The organism is Halobaculum sp. MBLA0143 (assembly GCF_041361465.1).
Taxonomy (GTDB): domain Archaea; phylum Halobacteriota; class Halobacteria; order Halobacteriales; family Haloferacaceae; genus JAHENP01.
In genome coordinates, this window is record NZ_JBGKAC010000001.1 from 1,198,527 (window position 1) to 1,216,170 (window position 17,644).

Genomic DNA, 17,644 nt, shown 5'->3' on the forward strand with positions numbered 1-17,644 from the left:
TGTGACAGGCCGGCCGTCGCTCCGCCGCGAGACACCCGTTCGGCACCCGGAGCGACAGTGCCACCCACGACGGTCGTCGACCGACACAGTGTCGGTGGATACTTGCCGCGAGGTGCAGAACCGACAGACGGGATGGACACGGTCCTCTGGCAGACGCTGGCCGGGACACGCGGAGGACCGAACCGCGCCCGGATCCTGGCGACCCTCGACGAACGGCCGCGCAACGCCAACAAACTCGCCGAGGAGATGGATCTGGCGTACAACACCGTGCGGTACCACCTCGACGTACTCGAGGAGAACGGTGTCGTCACCAGCGGCGACACGGACTACGGCGCGGTGTACCTGCCCAGCGACCGCACCCGAGCCAACTGGGACACCGTCGAACGAATCCTCTCACAGGTGGACGACTGACATGCTCACGCTACACCACGCCGACCCGCTCTCGTCGACTGCGACCGAGACGATGGCCGCAGGCCAGTTCGGAGGTGGTCGGCGGTGAGTCTCCTGTTGGACGCCGCGCGCGTCGCCGCGGGCACGAACATCCTCCTACTGCTCGCCCTGTTGGGAATCTGGGGGCGCACCTACCGCGAGGTGAAGGCGCCGCTCACGCTCGGGTCGATGGTGTTCGCCGCGTTCCTGCTCGCGGAGAACGTCGTCGCCATCTGGTTCTACTCGACTGCACCCGCTCTCCCGGGGATCGCGGTCGAGGTGATGATGGCGCTCCAACTGTTGGAGACGGTCGGGATCGCGGCGCTGACGTACGTCACCTGGCAGTGAGACAGTCGACGACTGCCGTCGGGGTCGTCGCCGTCGGACGGGACTACTCCCGTCGGGCCAGATCCGACCACGCGCCCCAGAACCGTTGGAGTGCGGTGAGGTGGCCGACGACGGCGAACAGCCCGAGCAACGCTCCGACGACACCGACACTGCCGACCACCGGGACCGACAACGTCACCGGAACGAGGGCGGCGACGACGCCGACGACCCCGGCGAGTGCGAGTCGGTCGGCCCGTCCCAGCAGGCCGCCGTACTCCCGACCGATCCCGACCGCCTGGATCTGAGTGCCCAGGTACGAGGTCATCAACACGCCCGTCACCGCGGCGAGCCCCAACACCCACTGGTCGACGCCGGCGGTGAGACCGACCAACACCGCGAGGTCGGCGTAGCGGTCGAGCACGTGGTCCAACAGGTCGCCGCCGGAGGAGTCGACACCCTGTTCGCGGGCGAGTGCGCCGTCGACCAAGTCGAGCCAGCCGTTGCCGAGCACGAGCAGGCTGCCGGCGACGTACGCGACCGGGGTGGCGACCGCGAACGCGCCGCCGGCCGCGACCGCACAGCCGAACGCGACGACGCTGACGCCGTCCGGCGACAGCCCCAGTCGGTCGGCGGCGGTGACGAACGGCGTCAGCCCGCGCTCGGCCACGGGGCGGAGCCGGTCCAGCGTCATACGTACTCGATGTAGTCGACGGTGCCGACCGCCGGCTCTCGGTCGCCGGCGACGACCGCCTCGATCGCGGCGGCCGTCTCGACGGGGGTAGCCTGCGTCGTCTCGATCTCGTAGACGGCGTCCCGTCCGTGTCGTTCGACCGCCTCGCCCGTCACCACGTCCAACGCCTCGCTCTCGCGGTTCTCCGCCGCGCTCTCGGGCGACTCACCGCGCTCCACGAGTCGGTCTTCGAGCACGTCCGGACGGCAGCGCAACACGACGACCCGGTCGGCTGCCAACCGGTGTGCGAGGTGTGACTCGACGACGACCGGCCCGTCTGTGGCCGCGACCCGTTCGTCGACGAACGTGGCGGCGGCGTCCAAGTCCACGATCAGGCTGTCGCGCTCGTCGTCCCGGTCGGCGACCAGTTCGCCGCCGCTCCCGTCCGTCGCGTCGCCGGTCTGCTCGGTCGCGTCACCGCCGACTCCGTCCGTCTGCTCGCGGACGGCGTCGTTCAGGTGGACGACCGTCTCGTCGAGGTGGTCGGTCGCGGTCGTCTTCCCGGTGCCGGGGGTGCCGGTGACGGCCACCCTCACGAGGCGTCACCCTCCGCTGGAGTCGCCTCGTCCTCACTCGGTGCCGTCTCGTCTGTTCCGGCTGTCGCCTCGTCTGCTCCCGGCGTCTCCTCGGATCGGTCGCCGCCGTCGGCGGCCGCGTCCGGCGGGCCGGCCGCGTCGGGGTCGAACGCCGCGGCGTCCAACTCTGCGAACACGTCGTTCAGTGTCTCGACCGCGGTGCGGGTCTCCTCTCGCGTCCCGCAGGAGATCCGGACGTGGTCCGGGAGCCCGAACGAGCCGGTGTCGCGGACGATCACGCCACGGCGCTTGGCGGCCGCCGCGACCGCCGCGCCCGGCGTCTCGCTGTCCACGTCCGTGCCCTCGGTCTCGACGTCGCCGACCTTCGCGAGCAGAAAGTTGCCCGCGCCGTCGACGGTCGGCACACCCAGCCGCTCGGCCATGTACTCGCGGGCCCAGGCGGCCGTCTCGACGCTCTGTTCGACGTGGTCGTCGTCGTCCAACGCCGCCAGCGCCGCCCGGAGTCCGACCTCGTTGGCCGCGAACGGCGTGTTGATCTGCGCGTACACCTCGCCCCACGACTCCGGGACGAGCGCGTACCCGATCCGCAGCCCCGCGAGCCCGTACGCCTTCGAGAACGTGCGTGTCACCGCGAGGTTGTCGTGCTCGTCGAGCAACTCTGCCGCCGAAGCGCGCTCGGTGTACTCCCCGTACGCTTCGTCGACGACGACGAGCGTGTCGTCGTCGACCGTCCCGAGTAGCTCCCGCAGCTCCTCGCGCGGGAACTCCGTCCCGGTCGGGTTGTGCGGGGAGGTGACGTAGACGACCCGTTGGCCGTCGTACGCCGAGAGCACGGTCGCGGCGTCCTGTTGGAACCCGTCGGCCTCGTGGAGGTCGTAGGTCGTCACCTCGCCGTGGTGGTAGCGCGTGCTCATCGAGTAGTAGGCGAACCCCGGCTCGGGGACGAGCACCTCCTGGCCCGGCTCCAACACCGCCCGCGAGACGTAGTCGAGCGAGCCGTCCGCGCCCGGCGACACCCACACCTGCTCGGGGGTCACGTCCCACGTCTCCGCGACCGCGGCGGTCAGATCCGTGTGGCTCGCCTTCGGGTAGTGGTGGACCCCCTCGGCGGCCGACTGCGCGGCCTCGACGGCCGCCGGCGACGGACCGTGTGGGTTCTCGTTCGAGGAGAGCTTCACGAGGTCTGCGGGTTCGACGCCCAGGTCGCGGGCCACCTCCTCGATTCCCTTCCCCGGCACGTACGGCGCGTGCGCCGAGAGGTCTCGTGGTTGCATACGCACGTGTTGGTGCGCCGGGGTTTAATGACTCCCGAACGGGTGACGACCGCGGTGTCGAAGCTGTTGACTATCTCGACGACGGAGGGTGTGGTGACTAGCACGGTAGCCAGTCGGTCGGGTGATCGAATGAACGACGACACACTCCTCGTGACGGTCGAATCGCTCACAAACGTAGAACGGCGAGCACGCGACGCGACGACGACGGCGCTCGCGGACACCGACACCACTGCGGGCGGCAGCCTGCGTCGGCTCTCGTTTCCCGACCCGGCGTCGTTGTTCGCGGTGTTCTCGCCCGAGGCGGTGACACTACTTCGACTCGTCGCCGACGAGGAGCCCGCGAGTGTGGCAGACGCGGCGCGGCTCGCGGACGAAGACCGGGAGACGGTCGCGGAGACGTTGGAACGGCTCGCGACCCACGAGGTGGTCGCGTTCGACGGGGACCGGCCGGTGGTGTCGTACGAGACGGTGCGAATCGAGTTGGGTGTGGGGACGGTCGAGGATACGGAGCGAGTCGTCGAGGCGTGACTCGTGGTGTGGTCGGCGTCACCGCGTCGCGCGCCGCCCGAGCACGAACACCAAGACGGCGAACAGAGTGACCCCCAGCGCGGACTCGACGGTCGCAAGCACGCGCCCGAAGCCAACCGGGCTGAAGTCGCCGAACCCGAGTGTCGTGAACGTCACCGACGAGAAGTAGAGGCTGTCCGCGAGCGTGGCGGCGAGTGTGTCGAGGTACGAGGGGAGTGTGGCGAGTCCGTCCGGGAGCGGTGGGTAGCGGACGGCGGCGCTCACGGCTGCATCACCGGTCGCGTTGCCTTCGAGTCCGCGCTGTGCCGCCTCGACACTGCCGGGGTTCGGCGCGACCCAGTTCCCGAGTGGGTAGAGAGCCGCACAGGCGAGGATACACCCGACGGCCATCCCGATCACCTTCGATGGCTGTTCGCCGTACCCCATCGTCACCTCGAACGTCCGGAGCTGGAGCCAACGGGCGTACGCCTCCCAGTCGCGGCGTCCGCGAACCCACTGAGCAGTCTTGCGGACGGGGTTCCCTCGTAGACGTTGCCAGAGACGCCCGAGTCGGTCGCGTGCGTTTTGGACTCGTTCGTGTGGTGACTTTCGGGTGCGTGTGTCGCGGATGTCGCTGGCGCGGCTCGTAATCGCGTCTCTGGTGAGTCCGCCGCGGAGTTCGCCGACCTGGGTCCGAAGCGCGTCGCTGTCGAGAAGCGCGTCCGGAATCCGGTCGCGCCACTTCCCGACGTTCGCCTCCTCGGCGTAGTGGCGCTTGCGGGCGCGTTGCTTGCGGATGTGAAACCGTCTGGCGACTGAACTGAGGGCGTTCTCCTCGTGGAGGCGTTCGAGGCGGCGGTGGACCCAGACGGACGGTGGAACGGCGTCGTCTCCGTCGTCGCGGACCTCGCTAGTTACGCCCTCCTCGCGTTCGTAGATCGTCTTGGCATCGAAGGTGGTCTGCGCGTCGATGCGGGCGTCCGTGAGGTCAATCTGGTCGAGTCTAGCGTCGATGAAGTCCGCGCCGCGGAGGTCGGCGTTTTTGAGTACGGCGTTTTCGAGGTTTGTTGGTCGGTGGTCTGTGTCTGGGTCGCCGAAGTCGGCGTTTCGGAAATTAGCATTTTCGGCGACGGTGTCCGAGACGTCTGCCCCCGAGAGGTCGGCATGCCGGAGATCTGCTCCTGAGAGGTCGGCACGCCGGAGATCTGCTCCTGAGAGGTCGGTACCCAAGAGCTCCGCCTCCGAGAGGTTGGCACGCCGGAGATCTGCTCCTGAGAGGTCGGTACCCAAGAGCTCCGCCTCCGAGAGGTTGGCACCACTGAGCTCTGCCTCCGAGAGGTTGGCACCACTGAGCTCCGCCTCCGAGAGGTTGGCACCACCGAGGTCCGCCTTCGAAAAGTTGGAACCGAAGAGATCCGCCTTTGAGAGGTCGGCACGAAAGAGATTCGCATCCGAGAACTCGGCATTTAGGAGGTTCGTCCCCTGGAGGTCGGTGCCGCGGAGGTCCGCCCCCGAGAAGTTACTCTCTGAGAGATTTGCCTCCAAGAGATCTGCTTTCGGGAGATTCGCTCGTGAAAAGTCGGCGTACCGACACGCAGCTCCGTCTGGCAACGAATCTGACTCCAGTTCATCGCCGCTCGCGCCGTCAAGGACAACTACCGACTCGTTTCCCACGAGTTCATCGCCACCTCTAATGTCCCCCTCTGCGTGCCAGCCACAGCGACTTCGCCCGTCGATTGTCTGTCGCCAGCAGACCGCGCTCCGATTCCGTTCAACTACTTCCGACAACGTATCGGGCGCGAGCGGCCGCAATTGAACGTCCGCGGCCAACATCCCGAACCCACACCGCTCCTCTGGCACTTCACTCTGATCCTGCGCCACGCACTACTCACGCCCCAGAAAAACAAGAATCTACTCCACGGACAACTCACCCTGCCGCCACGCCCCGACGAACACCACGATGGCCCCAACAACAGCGAGCCCGACACCCATCATCCCACTCACGCCCCCAGCGAGATCTAGTACGTTCACCATCAGCCCGAGGCCCACGAGCCCGAACCCCACCCACCGCGGCACACCGTCTACACTGTCTACTACCATCGACTCCGGAATCGCACCGCCAGAACTTCGATCCACCGGCCCACCACACACCACGCCACACCCACACACGCCAACTTGACACCAGTCCAACCCCAGTAACAGCTATGAGCCAGACACCCCCGGAACGCTCGCCGGACCCGACCCAGATCGAAGACGACCCCAGAGCGCGTCGTGACGCCGCGATTCGCGCGTTGATCGACCGCGAGCCGAATCGCGCGGGCGACCTCTACACCCTCGCAGGGCGCGGGACACTCGCGGGACTGGAGGGTCGCGGTCGCGACTACGACACACTCGGCGCGGACGCCACCCGCGCGGGCTGGGGACTGGGCGCGTTCGTGCTCGCGGCGTTCTGTTACCGCGCCGCGGGTCGGAAGCCCCGCGCGACCACTCGCGCGACGGAGGGAATCGCCATCGCCACGGACTACCGCGACAGCGTCCTCCAGACCACCGCCGAGCAGGCCGCCGCCGAGGAGTACCGCGGCACCTTCGGCGTCGCCGGCGGGATCGACACCGGCGGCTTCGACCGCGCGGAGGAGCTGTACGGCGAGGTGGACACCGACGACCCGGTCTCCGTCGCCACCGACCCGTTCTTCGAGGGGCTCCGGACCGCGGTCGTCCAGACGAGTCGTCACACCCCCGCGCGGTTCGAGTGGGACGACATGCACGGCGGCGACGCGAGTGACGCCTCGTATCTGGCGGGCCGGCCGCGGTTCCTGAAGCGTCGTCTGCCGAAGGTGCTGGAGCACGTGATCGACGCCGGGCGTGTGGCCCCGCCGCGTGCGACGACGGAACACAACAACGCGAACTGGCGCTGTCCGGACTGCGGGCAGTCCGAAGCGCACTGGGTCGCCGACGAAGTGATCTGTCTCGACTGTGACGTTCGGATGGTGGAGAAGTAGTACCGTCTATACACTGTAGCTCCGGTTCGTTCTCCCCCGTGTCCGCTGTCTGACTGGTCTATCGCGGGACTGTGAACACGCTGAAAGCCCGGTGCCCCTCTCAGTCCCACCCTGCACTGCAGGCTCACACGTCCCCAGCCTCCTCGTTCGCTTCGCTCACTGCGTTCGGTCGCTCCGCTCGTCTTACGTCGGAGCAACCTCCGACGAGGTCTTGCTCGCTTCGCTCGCGAGACCCTCGCGCGCCGCTCGCGCCGGCACAGGGCCGGCGCTGCGCGCGCCCTCGGCTGTGTGACCAATCGGCGCAGTCAGAGATCCAGTGGAAAAGCGCCATCGGACCGTCGACTCTGTTTTGCTCCGTCTCGCTCCGTCTCGTTCCGTCAGAACCCCGAGTCCCGCCTCTCAGTGATCGTGCCCGGCGTGCGGGTCGCCGGGATTCGACACGCCGCCAGGTCCAGCCACACCGCCTGGGCCTTCGCCACCGTCCTCTAAGTTCCCGCCGTAGGTGACGTGACCGGCCGTCGACACCTCCCGGCGATTGACGAGCCCGGCGTTGTTGGCGACGTTCTCGGTGACGACCCGGAACGCGTCGGCCGTCTCGGAGTCTTCCTCCAACACGACCGGGCGGCCGTCGTCGCCGCCGGTCCGGACCCGTTTGTCCAGGGGCACCCCACCGAGGAACGGGAGGTCGTTGTCGGCGGCGAACGCCTCGCCCCCGCCGGCGCCGAACAGGTCGTGCGTGGAGCCACAGTCCGGACACTGGAACCCGGACATGTTCTCGGCGATGCCGAGCACGTTCGTGTCGTGTTTGCCGAACATCCGGAGACCCTTCCGGGCGTCGTCGACGGCCACCTCCTGGGGCGTGGTGACGATCACGGCACCGGTCAACGGCAGCGTCTGGAGGATGGTGAGCTGCGTGTCGCCGGTCCCTGGGGGGAGGTCGAGCACGAGGTAGTCCAGTTGCCCCCAGCGTACGTCCTCGACGAGCTGGGTGAGCAGCTTGTGGACCATCGGCCCACGCCAGATCACGGGGTCGTCCTCGCCGACGAGGAACGCCATCGAGATGAGCCGGACGCCGAACTTCTCCGGCGGGATGATCTCCTCGTCTGCGGTCGCCTTCGGCGCCTCGTCGGCGTCGATCATCCGCGGCACGTTCGGTCCGTACACGTCGGCGTCGAACAACCCCACCCGAGCGCCCAACTGCGACAACCCGGCCGCGAGGTTGACCGCGACCGTCGACTTCCCCACCCCGCCTTTGCCGGAGGCGACGGCGATCACGTTCTTCACGCCCGGCAACACCCGCTCGGAGTCGTCCAACGCGGTCGGCACGGACGCGGACAGGTCCACGTCGTAGTCGGGCCCCGACAGCGCCTCCCGGACGCGGCCGGCGATCTCCGTCTCCGTGGGCGCGTACGGCGCCCCCAGGGCCAACGACACCTGGATCACGCCCGCCTCGTCGTCCACCTCGACCGCGTTCACGAGTCCCAGCGACACCAGATCCTCGTTGAGACCCGGGTCCGTCACCCGGCTGAGCCGCTCGCGCACTGTCGTCTCGTCCATACCGACACACGGCCCCTCCCGCGAATAAGGATTACTCACTTCGGCCCACGAGCGGAACCCTCACCGCTCTCTCGGAGCGACTGTGTGTAACCTTGGAGAGTTACACAGCGTCGTCTCTCACCCCGCAGTTGAAGTGTGACGGTCGGATACACGGTGGTGTGCCGCTGGCAGACGACTTCGACCGGGAGGTGACGGGCGTGCGGGTGTCGCTCACCGACCGGTGTAACTTCGACTGTGTCTACTGTCACAACGAGGGGCTCGGCGACACTCGCGGACCGTCGGCGCCCCAGGACCACGAGATGGACGCCGACGACGTGGTCCAGTTCCTGGAGGTGGCCGCGGAGTTCGACGTGGACGCGGTGAAGTTCACCGGCGGCGAGCCGATGCTCCGGCAGGACCTGGCGGAGATTGTCCGACGCACCCCCGAGTCGATGGCGGTGTCGATGACGACGAACGGCACCTTCCTCCCCGGCCGGGCCGAAGAACTGGTCGACGCCGGCCTGGAGCGTGTGAACGTCTCACAGGACGCGCTCGACCCGGACGCGTTCGCGGCCGTCACGCAGTCGGGCGCCTACGACCGCGTGCTGGAGGGGGTGGAGGCCGCCTTGGACGCCGGGCTCGATCCGGTGAAGCTCAACATGGTCGTGTTCGAGCACACGAAAGGCTACGTGGAGGGGATGGTGGACCACGTCGCCGAGCGCGAGGGGCTCCGGCTCCAGCTGATCGAGTACATGCCGGAACTGACCGGACGGCCGGAGTGGAACGTCGACATCGACCGTGTCCACGGCTGGCTCGCCGACATCGCCGACCGCGTGGAGCGTCGGGAGATGCACGACCGCCGGCGCTACTGGGTGGACGGCGGGATGGTGGAGATCGTCGACCCGGTCGGCAACGAGTCGTTCTGTGCGGGCTGCGGCCGGGTCCGGGTGACCCACGAGGGGAAGCTGAAGGGGTGTCTCAACCGCAACGACGACCTCCGGTCGATGGGGGAGATGACGAAGCCGGAGATCCGCGAGACGTTCCGCGAGACGGTCGCCGAGCGGGTGCCGTACTACGGCGAGTACCTCGTCGAGACGGACGACGGCTGGGAGATGAACGATGAGTACGTCGAGTCGCCGGCTGTAGAGTGACGCGCGGCACCTGCCGAGTTCACCGGCGCCCACAGCGATAACTCCCTACGGCCCGAGTTCGGATCGTGCCCTGTCGCCACCTGGAGTACCGCGAGACGGACGGCGAGACGGAGTTCGAGACGGCCCGCGCCTACTGCACGGTCGCAGATCGGTTCGTCCAACCGATGCGGGCGGACATCTGCAACCAGCGCTACGACCTCACCCCCGCGGCCGACTGCGAGATCTACCGCGACCACGCCGGGATGGCGTGGGACGACCCACCCTCGACCGACCCCGCGGGCGACGAGTCGGACGGCGACTCGACCGGCGGTGCCGACGAGCCTGACGCTGGCGATTCGACCGGCGGCGGTGACGACCCGTGACCTACGACGACTACCTCGACGGCGAGCCAGTGATCGTCACGGCGGCGCTCACGGGCGGGGTGCAAGGGAGAGAGGCCCACCCGGAACTGCCGGAGACGCCAGCGGAGATCGCCGCGGCGGCGGCCGACTGCGAGGCGGCCGGGGCGAGCGTCGTCCACCTCCACGCCCGCCGCGACAACGGAGAGCGCGCCTTCTCGACCGAGCGGTTCCAGGCGGTGACCGACGCGGTTCGGGCCGCCACGGACGACGTGATCGTCCAACACTCCACCGGCGGCACCGCGGCGCCGCCGGCGCTGCGGGCGGAGCCGCTGCGGACGGACCCCCCGCCGGCGATGGCGAGTCTCGACGTCGGCCCGGTGAACCGCTACGACCGGCTCACGGCCGAGAACACTCGTGACACCGTCGCCGGCCTCCACGACGAGATGCGCGAACGCGGGATCGTCCCCGAACTTGAGGTGTTCAACGACGGCCACCTGAACGAGGCGCTGTCGATCCTGGACCGGTTCGACGACCCGCCGTACCTGAACCTGATCTTCGGGCCCGGGACGCTGTCGCCGCCACACCCTCGGCGGCTCCTGGCGGCCGTCGAACGCCTGCCCGACCGCGCGGAGTTCACCGTCCTCGGGTTCGGCCGCCACCAACTCCCGTTGACCACGCTGTCGATCCTGCTGGGCGGCCACGTCCGCGTCGGACTGGAAGACAACCTCTACTACCGCGAGGGGGAGTACGCCACGAACGACCGACTCGTCGCCCGGAGCGTCCGGCTCGCCGAGGAGCTGGGTCGGCCGGTCGCGTCGCCCGCGGAGGCGAGAGCGATTCTCGGCATCTCTCCGCGAGAGTGACCGCCAGACGGCGTAGACTCCGAAGGTTCGAAGCCAAAAGTATACCACTACAGACTCCGTAGTGTTGCTATGGCGAAGGCGACCGAGCAGGAGCGGCAGACGAGCGAGGACGGGCAGCCGTCGGTGTCCGTGCGCGACCTCCAGTTGACGTACGGCGACGGCACCGAGGCGATCGCGGGCGTGGACATGACAGTCCCGCAGGGGGAGTTCTTCGGCTTTCTCGGCCCGAACGGCGCGGGCAAGACGACGACGATCAAGGTGTTGGCGACGCTGCTGTCGCCCACCGCGGGCGAGGTGTCAGTCAACGGGTTCGACGTGACGGCGTCACCCCGTTCGGTTCGGGAGTCCATCGGCTACATGGCCCAGGAGACGAGCGTCGACGGCGAACTCACCGCAGAGGAGAACATTGCGTTCGCGTGTGAGGCGTACGGCGTCCCGCGGGGCGAGCGGGGCGAGCGGACGGCAGAGCTGTTGGATCTCGTCGACCTGGCGGACGTGGCCGACAAGCGGGCCGAGGAGTTCTCCGGCGGGATGAAGAAACGGCTGGACGCCGCGACCGCGCTCGTCCACCGCCCGCCGTTGGTGTTCTTAGACGAGCCGACCACCGGACTGGACCCGAAGGCGCGAAATCGGCTGTGGGAGTACTTCGAGCGGATCAACGACCGCGGGACGACGATCTTCCTCACGACACAGTACTTGGAGGAGGCGGACACGCTGTGTGACCGGCTGGCGGTGATCCGGGGCGGTCGAATCGTCGCCGAGGGGTCGCCCGCGGAGCTGAAGCGGCGCGTCGGCGGCGAGGTGTTGGACGTGACGGTGTCGGGCGACCGCGACCGGGCCGTCGAGATCGCCGGCGAGATGGACGTGTTCGCGGACGCGACCGTGACGGAGACGGAGACGGGCATCAGCGTCACGAGCGAGGTCGCCCGCGAACACGGGACGGACCTGCTCGTCAGGCTACGCGACGACGGCCTGACGGTGACGAGCTTCGAGATCAACGCTCCCACCTTGGACGACGTGTTCCTGGCGATCACCGACGACGACGACGACCGGGAGGTGGAACGGTGAGCACCCCCGGCGCGGAGGACACGACGGTCGTCGGCGAGCAGGAGGCCGTCGAACGGGCGGGCAACAGCTTCCTGGGTGACGCCTGGGTGAACTTCAAGCGCTGGAACCTGAAGGCGGTCCGCAATCCGTTCGTGTTGGTCGTGTCGTTGGTCCAGCCGATCATCTTCCTCGTCTTGTTCACGGAGGTGTTCGGCAACGTCGCCGGCCAGGCGGTCGCCCGCGGGATTCCGGGCGTGAGCTACGAGACGTACCTCGTGCCGGCCATCGCCATCCAGGTGGCGCTCGCGGCCGCGATCACCTCCGGAATCGGTCTCGTCAACGACATCGAGAACGGCATGTTCGAGAAGGTGCTCGTGTCGCCGATGAACCGGACGGCGATCTTCGTCGGCAAGACCGCCGCGGAGGTGTTCCGGATCGTGATCCAGATCGGGATCATCCTCGGACTCGGGGTCGCCCTGGGGGCCGAGATCGCCACCGGGATCGTCGGCGTCGTCGGGATTATCGCCGTCGGGGTCGTCTTCTCGTTCTGGTTCCTGGCGTTCTCGAACGCGCTGGCGATCCTCACCCGCGACCAGGAGTCGACGATCATCGGCGCGAATCTGCTCCAGTTCCCGCTCCTGTTCCTCTCGTCTGCGTTCCTGCCGTTGTCGGCGCTGCCGGGCTGGATCCAGACGTTCGCCCGGTTCAACCCCGTGACGTACGGCGTCGACGCCGCCCGCGCCCTGACGACGGACCGCGACGTGATGACCGTGATCGAGGTGACGGCGTTCGAGGGGGCCGCGAACACCGTCGTCCCCGGACTCGCCGTGTTGCTGGCGTTGGATGTCGTGTTAGGTGCCGTCGCGGTCGTCCTGTTGTCGCGGGCGTCCAGCTCCGACGTCCGCTGAGGCGCTCGCCAGGAGCGCGTCGAACCGGTCGCGGCTCGCGGCCGCGTACGACCGGTCGAAGGTGAACAGTTCGTGCGTGACCGTCCCGCTCCACCCGTCAGCGAGCGCCGCCGCGATCGGTTCGACGTCGATCCGCCCCATCCCGACCGGGAGGTGTTCGTCGTCTCCCGTCTGCCGGGTGTCCTGGAGGTGGACGTGATCGATCCGGTCGCCGTGGTCGGCCAGGAGTGCCGCCTGGTCGGCGCCGTCCAGCCCGGAGACGTAGGCGTGGCCGGTGTCGAGACACGCCGTCGCGTCCGTCTCCTCGAACAACGCCCGCAGGTCGCCCGCGTCGACGAAGGCCCCCTTCGCCGTCTCGGCGACGGGTTGGACGCCGACCCGGTCGCCGTAGGCGGCGAGCCGGTCGGCCGTCTCGCGGACCGCGTCCCACACCGGCTCGCGGTCCCACTTCTCCGGGTGCACCTCCGTCCCGAGGTGGTAGACGCCCCGCTCTGCACCGTACTCCGCGGCCGCGTCCAGGGCAGCCTCTAGCTCCGCGACCCCGGCCGCCCGGACGGACTCGTGTGGCGAACACGGATCGATCCGGACGGGGAAGTGGACGACCGCGTCCAACCCCCGGGCCGACAGCGCCTCCCGCACCCGGGCGGCGTCCGTCCGGTCGCGGGCGAACTGCCAGTCCATCGACAGCTCCAGGAAGTCGAACTCCTCGCGCTCCGCTAGCGCCAGACACGTCTCGAAGTCTACGCCGTTGGCGACCGAGAACCCCTGTCTGAGCGACACGGGGGCTCGCGTCGCCGGAGTCACTTGAACGACTGGGGCCGCTCTCACTCCCCGCGACGGTCCGGTACCCGAATCCGGACCGTGGTGCCGTCGTCCGTGTCGAACGAGAGGACGCCGTTGAGCTCGTCGACCCCCCAGCGGAGCTGCCACAGCCCCAGCCCCCGGCCGTGCTTCAGTTCCGTCTCCGTCCCGCGGTGGAGCGACTCTAGCTCCGCGTCCGGGATCCCCGGCCCGTCGTCGGCGATCTCCACGACGATCGCGTCGTCGTCACGGTGTCCCGTGACTGACACCTCGTTCGCGGCGTACTCGACGGCGTTGTCGAGCGCCGCCGCCACCGCCGCCCGGAAGGCGGCCCGGTCCGTGACGACCGACACCTCCGCCGGCACCGCCGTCTCGACGGTCACTCCCTCCCGGGGCGGGAGCCGTTCCAGCGTGTCCGCGACCAGCTCTGCGACCGCGACCGGCTCCGGGTCGAACGCCTGCGAGACGATCCGGTCGACGGCACGGGCCCGCTCACCCATCGAGTCGAGCTTGTCCGCGGCCGCGAGCACCTGGCGGGCGTGGTCCGCGACGGCGCCGTCGGCGTCCGTCAGCGTCTCTGCGTGGGCCTTCACCACGTCGAGGTGGTTGCGGAGGTTGTGCCGGAGGACACGGTTGAACACCTCCAGACGTTGTTCGCGGCGTTTCCGCTCGGTCACGTCGTCTGCGACGCCGACGTACCGCCGTTCCTCGTCGGACAGCGCGACCGTGTAGCCGGCCGCGGAGATCCACCGCAGCCCGCCGTCCGGCTGTCGCACCCGGAACTCGAAGTCGTGGCGGTTCCGCGAGCCGTCCGTGTCGACGTCTTCGCGGAGCTGGCGGAACTTCTCGCGGAACGTCTCGCGGTCTCGGGGGTCGATCCCGTCTACGAACGCCGTCGGGTCCTCGTACAGCTCCGCGATACTCCGTCCCCACACGTCCTCGTAGGCGGGGTTGACGTACGACAGCGCCGAGAAGTCCGGCTCCGCGAGGTAGATCACCTCGTCGATCCGGTCGACGATCAGCCGGAAGCGACGCTCGCTCTCTCTGACGGCTCGTTCCCGTTCGACCCGGGCGAGGGCGGTGGTGACGTGGTCCGCCAGCGCCTGGGCCAGCTCCAACACCGTCTCACCGACGCTGTGGTCCGCTCGACTGCCGGCGACCAACAGCCCGTGGTCGCCGAGCGGCAGAGTGACGGCCGTCTCGAACGCGCCTGTCGGCTCCGTCGCCGCCTGGACGGGCGACTCTCGTTGGAACAGGTCGTACTCGATCTCCCCGAGCTGGAACTCCGAGGGGGTGACCCCCTCCGTCGCGGCCGCCACCTCCGGCTCCTCGCCGGCGGTCTCGTGGAGCCAACAGGCCGCAGCCGGCAGCCCCGTCACCTCCGTCGCCGTCTCGACTGCTACCTCCGCCACCTCCGTCGGGGCCACGGCCGTCTGCATCTCCTCGCTGGCGCGAGCGAGCGCCTCGACGGCCTGCTCGCGGCGCCGCCGCTCCGTCACGTCCCGGTGGACGGAGATGGTCACCGTCCGGCCCTCGATCTCGGCGGCCGTCACCTTGATCTCCAGCCGCCGGCGCCGCCCGTCGCCCGTCTCCGCCACCCACTCGACCAGCTCCGAGCCGCCGCTCTCGGCGACACGTCTGTTGATCTCGCGGGACCGTTCCGGCGTGAACCCGTCGTCCGTGTCGCTCAACCCCGCGACCCCTTGCTCGCGGATCGCCGCGAGGCTGTCGTAGCCGACGAGATCGAGGTACGCCTGGTTGGCGTCGACGATCTCCAGCGTCTCCGGGTCCAGAATGGCGATCGCGTCCTGGACGCTCTCGAAGATCTGTTCGTACTCCCGGCGGCGACGCTTCCGTTCCGTCACGTCACGCTGGAGCGAGAACACCCGTCGTCGGCCGTCGACCCGTTCGGGAACGAGCGTCGCCTCCAGCCACACTGGCTCGCCGTCGGCCCGTTCGGCCCGCCACTCGACAGTGCGGGGCTCCCCCTCGGCGGCGACGGACTCGATCAGCTCCCACGCCCGCTCGGCCGTGTACCCCTCGTCGCCCGCCGACAGCCCCGCGATCCCCTGCTCGCGGATCGCCGCGAGACTGTCGTACCCCAGGGTCTCCAGGTAGCTCTGGTTCACGTCCACGAACCGGCGGTCCTCCGGGTCGAACACGTTGATCCCGTCGTTGACGATGTCGAACAGCCGCTCGTACCCTTCCGGGTACTCCGTGGCGGCCTCGGAGACGACCGACGCCAGCCGCTCGTGTGCGGTCGCCGGCGCCTCCACGAGCAGGGCACGCGGGAGCCACTCCCGGGCTAGCCCGGCCTCCACCGCCGCGACGCCTCGCTCACCCGGCGGGTCGGCGACCGCGACGACCGGTCCGTCGTCGGGGGCACCCTCGGCGTCGAGCCGAGCGGCGTCGACGAGCAGACAGTCGGCTGTCGCGGGCTCGGTCGGCGACACTGCAGAGCGCTCTCCCAGTGGTCCGAGAGAGACACCCACCGTCGCGACCGACAGCCGTCTCTTTTCGCCTCCTGCCATCGATTTCCCCTTGGGACTTTCGGCAAAAAGCTGTTGGCATTCGACCACGCTCTCGAGCGTGTAACTGCTCGACGCCGTCGAGCAGTTCCAGCCGGCGCTCACCCCCCGTCCGTGGGTGTCGTCGCCGGGCTCGTCGCGTCTGTCCCCGTCCGGTCGTCGCCGGCCTCGGCGTCGTCAAGGAACGACCGGGCGCGGTCGAGGCTGTCCGTGATCGCCTCCACCTGCTCCACCTGGCGGCGGTTGGCGGCCGCGATCTCGTCGATCTCCGTCGAGACGTCGTCGGCGGCCGTCGCCGCCTCCGTCACCATTCCCGCGATCTGTTCCGTGGAGGCCGCCTGGTCGTCCGTCGCGGCCGCGACCTCCTCTGCTCCCTCGGCCGTCTCCGTCGCCCGGTCGACGATCGTCCCGAACGTGTCGCGTGCCGTCTCGATCTGTCGCATCCCGTCGTGGACGCGGTCGGCGGCGGTGTCGAGTCGGTCGACCGCCTCCGCCGTCCGGGCCTGGATCTCGTCTGCCTGGCTCTCGATCCGGTCGGTCTGTTCTGCCGTCTCCTCCGCCAGCGACTTCACCTCCTGTGCGACGACCGCGAACCCGTCGCCCGCCTCGCCCGCCCGCGCCGCCTCGATGTTGGCGTTCAGCGCCAACAGGTTCGTCTGGTCGGCGATATCGTCGATCAACGACACCACCTCGTCGATCTCCGCGACCTGTTCGCGCAGCCGTTCGAACTCCGCGCTCGCGTCGTCGACGGCCGTCTCCACGTCCTCGACCAACGCCGCCGTCTCCGTCGCGGCGTCGTAGCCGTCCTCCGCCAGCGACAGCGTCTCCTCGCTGTTGTCCCGCACCCGGTCGGACTGGGCGGCGATCTCCTCGACGACCGCGCTCAGGTCCGCCACCTCCTCTGCTGCCTCCGCCGTCGTCTCCGCCTGCTCGTCGGCGAGATCACCGATCTCCGCCGTCCCCGCCGAGACGCTCTCGGCGGTCGCCTCCAACTCGGCGACGCTGTCGGCGACGGCGTCCGTCAGGTCGCGCAACACCGCCTGTTGTTCCCGGAGCGTCTCGGCCCGCTCCGCCAGGTCCCGTTCGCGGGCCACCCGGTCTAACGCCTCCGCGGCGCTGCGGCACAACACCTCCAGGAACCGCGCGTCGCGGCCGTCGAACGCCGACGGCTCCGGCGACCCGGACAACAACACCCCGTGGTCTCCCACCTGGACGATCACCTCGCTCCGGAAGACGGCGTCCGGGTCGTGGAACTCACCCGTGTCGGCGTGGTAGTCGTCGACCGAGACGGTCTCGCCCGTCTCGAACACCTCCCAGGCGACGCTGTCGGGGCCCAACGCCGGCGGTTCACCCATCTCCTGCTGGAGTGTCCCGCTCCAGTCTTCCGGGACGAGCGCCTGCCGGCTCTCGTCTAACGTGTGGATACCGGTCTGTGACAGCCCCAGCACCTCTGTCGCCGCTCCGAGCAACGCCTCCAGAGCGGCCCCCCGCGAGTCGGCCGCCATCATCTGCTCGATGGCGTCGTACAGCGTGTCTGTCGCGCCGAACTCGTCGGTACTCTCCCCACTTGTCCCGCCGACTGCTCCCATAGCACTCGAATGCAGTCTGCATCACTGTAAGTATCCCACGTCTCCGCTCGACCGGGGGGTCACACCGTGACCATTCAA

At 69.1% G+C, this 17,644-nt stretch carries 17 protein-coding genes and 1 pseudogene; 9 read left to right on the forward strand and 9 right to left on the reverse strand.

What is annotated here, in order from left to right:
- Positions 1-132: 132 nt before the first annotated feature.
- Both RYH79_RS06215 and RYH79_RS06220 read left to right on the forward strand, forming a co-directional pair.
- Complete coding sequence (locus tag RYH79_RS06215) at positions 133-411, forward strand: ArsR/SmtB family transcription factor (RefSeq protein ID WP_370897291.1); 279 nt, start codon at positions 133-135, stop codon at positions 409-411.
- An 84-nt stretch (positions 412-495) separates the two neighbouring features.
- Positions 496-777 carry a DUF8036 family membrane protein gene (locus RYH79_RS06220; RefSeq protein ID WP_370897293.1) on the forward strand — a complete coding sequence of 94 codons (282 nt, stop codon included), beginning with the start codon at positions 496-498 and terminating at the stop codon, positions 775-777.
- A 43-nt stretch (positions 778-820) separates the two neighbouring features.
- Here RYH79_RS06220 and RYH79_RS06225 read toward each other — a convergent pair whose 3' ends face one another.
- From RYH79_RS06225 to hisC, 3 genes are read right to left on the reverse strand one after another with little or no spacing between them, the layout of a single operon-like run.
- Positions 821-1,447 carry a CDP-alcohol phosphatidyltransferase family protein gene (locus tag RYH79_RS06225; protein WP_370897295.1) on the reverse strand — a complete coding sequence of 209 codons (627 nt, stop codon included), beginning with the start codon at positions 1,445-1,447 and terminating at the stop codon, positions 821-823.
- Positions 1,444-2,022: an adenylate kinase family protein gene (locus RYH79_RS06230; protein ID WP_370897297.1), complete on the reverse strand. Its 579-nt coding sequence runs from the start codon at positions 2,020-2,022 to the stop codon at positions 1,444-1,446. The genes RYH79_RS06225 and RYH79_RS06230 overlap by 4 nt, the downstream gene beginning before the upstream one ends.
- Positions 2,019-3,296: a histidinol-phosphate transaminase gene (hisC, locus tag RYH79_RS06235; protein WP_370897299.1), complete on the reverse strand. Its 1,278-nt coding sequence runs from the start codon at positions 3,294-3,296 to the stop codon at positions 2,019-2,021. Before hisC ends, RYH79_RS06230 begins: the two co-directional genes overlap by 4 nt.
- Before the next feature lie 27 nt (positions 3,297-3,323).
- Between hisC and RYH79_RS06240 the strand changes: the two genes are divergently transcribed.
- Entirely contained in the window at positions 3,324-3,824 is a 501-nt protein-coding gene (locus RYH79_RS06240) for an HVO_A0114 family putative DNA-binding protein (protein WP_370897301.1), read from the forward strand.
- Positions 3,825-3,842: 18 nt separating this feature from the next.
- Here RYH79_RS06240 and RYH79_RS06245 read toward each other — a convergent pair whose 3' ends face one another.
- Complete coding sequence (locus RYH79_RS06245) at positions 3,843-5,636, reverse strand: pentapeptide repeat-containing protein (protein WP_370900789.1); 1,794 nt, start codon at positions 5,634-5,636, stop codon at positions 3,843-3,845.
- 78 nt (positions 5,637-5,714) lie between these two features.
- Positions 5,715-5,903, reverse strand: coding sequence for a hypothetical protein (locus RYH79_RS06250; protein WP_370897303.1), 189 nt, complete (start codon positions 5,901-5,903; stop codon positions 5,715-5,717).
- Between the two features lie 104 nt (positions 5,904-6,007).
- Here RYH79_RS06250 and RYH79_RS06255 point away from each other — a divergent pair, with 104 nt between their 5' ends.
- Positions 6,008-6,802 carry a hypothetical protein gene (locus RYH79_RS06255; protein ID WP_370897305.1) on the forward strand — a complete coding sequence of 265 codons (795 nt, stop codon included), beginning with the start codon at positions 6,008-6,010 and terminating at the stop codon, positions 6,800-6,802.
- Positions 6,803-7,321: 519 nt separating this feature from the next.
- Here the strand turns inward: RYH79_RS06255 and RYH79_RS06260 are convergent.
- A pseudogene (locus RYH79_RS06260) lies at positions 7,322-8,359 on the reverse strand (Mrp/NBP35 family ATP-binding protein); the annotation flags it as partial.
- 158 nt (positions 8,360-8,517) lie between these two features.
- On the opposite strand from RYH79_RS06260, the gene moaA reads away from it, so the two are divergent.
- From moaA to RYH79_RS06285, 5 genes are all read left to right on the forward strand, one after another.
- Positions 8,518-9,489 carry a GTP 3',8-cyclase MoaA gene (moaA, locus tag RYH79_RS06265; RefSeq protein WP_370897307.1) on the forward strand — a complete coding sequence of 324 codons (972 nt, stop codon included), beginning with the start codon at positions 8,518-8,520 and terminating at the stop codon, positions 9,487-9,489.
- A 65-nt stretch (positions 9,490-9,554) separates the two neighbouring features.
- Entirely contained in the window at positions 9,555-9,851 is a 297-nt protein-coding gene (locus tag RYH79_RS06270) for a hypothetical protein (RefSeq protein ID WP_370897309.1), read from the forward strand.
- The gene (locus tag RYH79_RS06275) at positions 9,848-10,693 is read left to right on the forward strand and encodes a beta-keto acid cleavage family enzyme (RefSeq protein ID WP_370897311.1); all 846 of its coding nucleotides are present in this window, start codon (positions 9,848-9,850) and stop codon (positions 10,691-10,693) included. Before RYH79_RS06270 ends, RYH79_RS06275 begins: the two co-directional genes overlap by 4 nt.
- Before the next feature lie 69 nt (positions 10,694-10,762).
- A complete protein-coding gene (locus RYH79_RS06280; protein ID WP_370897313.1) occupies positions 10,763-11,761 on the forward strand; it encodes an ABC transporter ATP-binding protein in 999 nt (332 codons plus the stop codon).
- On the forward strand, positions 11,758-12,648 hold the full coding sequence (locus RYH79_RS06285; protein WP_370897315.1) for an ABC transporter permease: 891 nt from the start codon (positions 11,758-11,760) through the stop codon (positions 12,646-12,648). Before RYH79_RS06280 ends, RYH79_RS06285 begins: the two co-directional genes overlap by 4 nt.
- On the opposite strand, the gene RYH79_RS06290 is transcribed toward RYH79_RS06285, so the two are convergent.
- The 3 genes from RYH79_RS06290 to RYH79_RS06300 all read right to left on the reverse strand — a co-directional run bounded on the left by RYH79_RS06290 (position 12,592) and on the right by RYH79_RS06300 (position 17,566).
- On the reverse strand, positions 12,592-13,428 hold the full coding sequence (locus tag RYH79_RS06290) for a sugar phosphate isomerase/epimerase family protein (protein WP_370897317.1): 837 nt from the start codon (positions 13,426-13,428) through the stop codon (positions 12,592-12,594). The genes RYH79_RS06285 and RYH79_RS06290 overlap by 57 nt on opposite strands.
- A 44-nt stretch (positions 13,429-13,472) precedes the next feature.
- Positions 13,473-15,980, reverse strand: a complete 2,508-nt coding sequence (locus RYH79_RS06295) for a PAS domain-containing sensor histidine kinase (protein WP_370897319.1) — start codon at positions 15,978-15,980, stop codon at positions 13,473-13,475.
- A 98-nt stretch (positions 15,981-16,078) separates the two neighbouring features.
- Entirely contained in the window at positions 16,079-17,566 is a 1,488-nt protein-coding gene (locus RYH79_RS06300; protein ID WP_370897321.1) for a methyl-accepting chemotaxis protein, read from the reverse strand.
- Positions 17,567-17,644 lie beyond the last annotated feature (78 nt).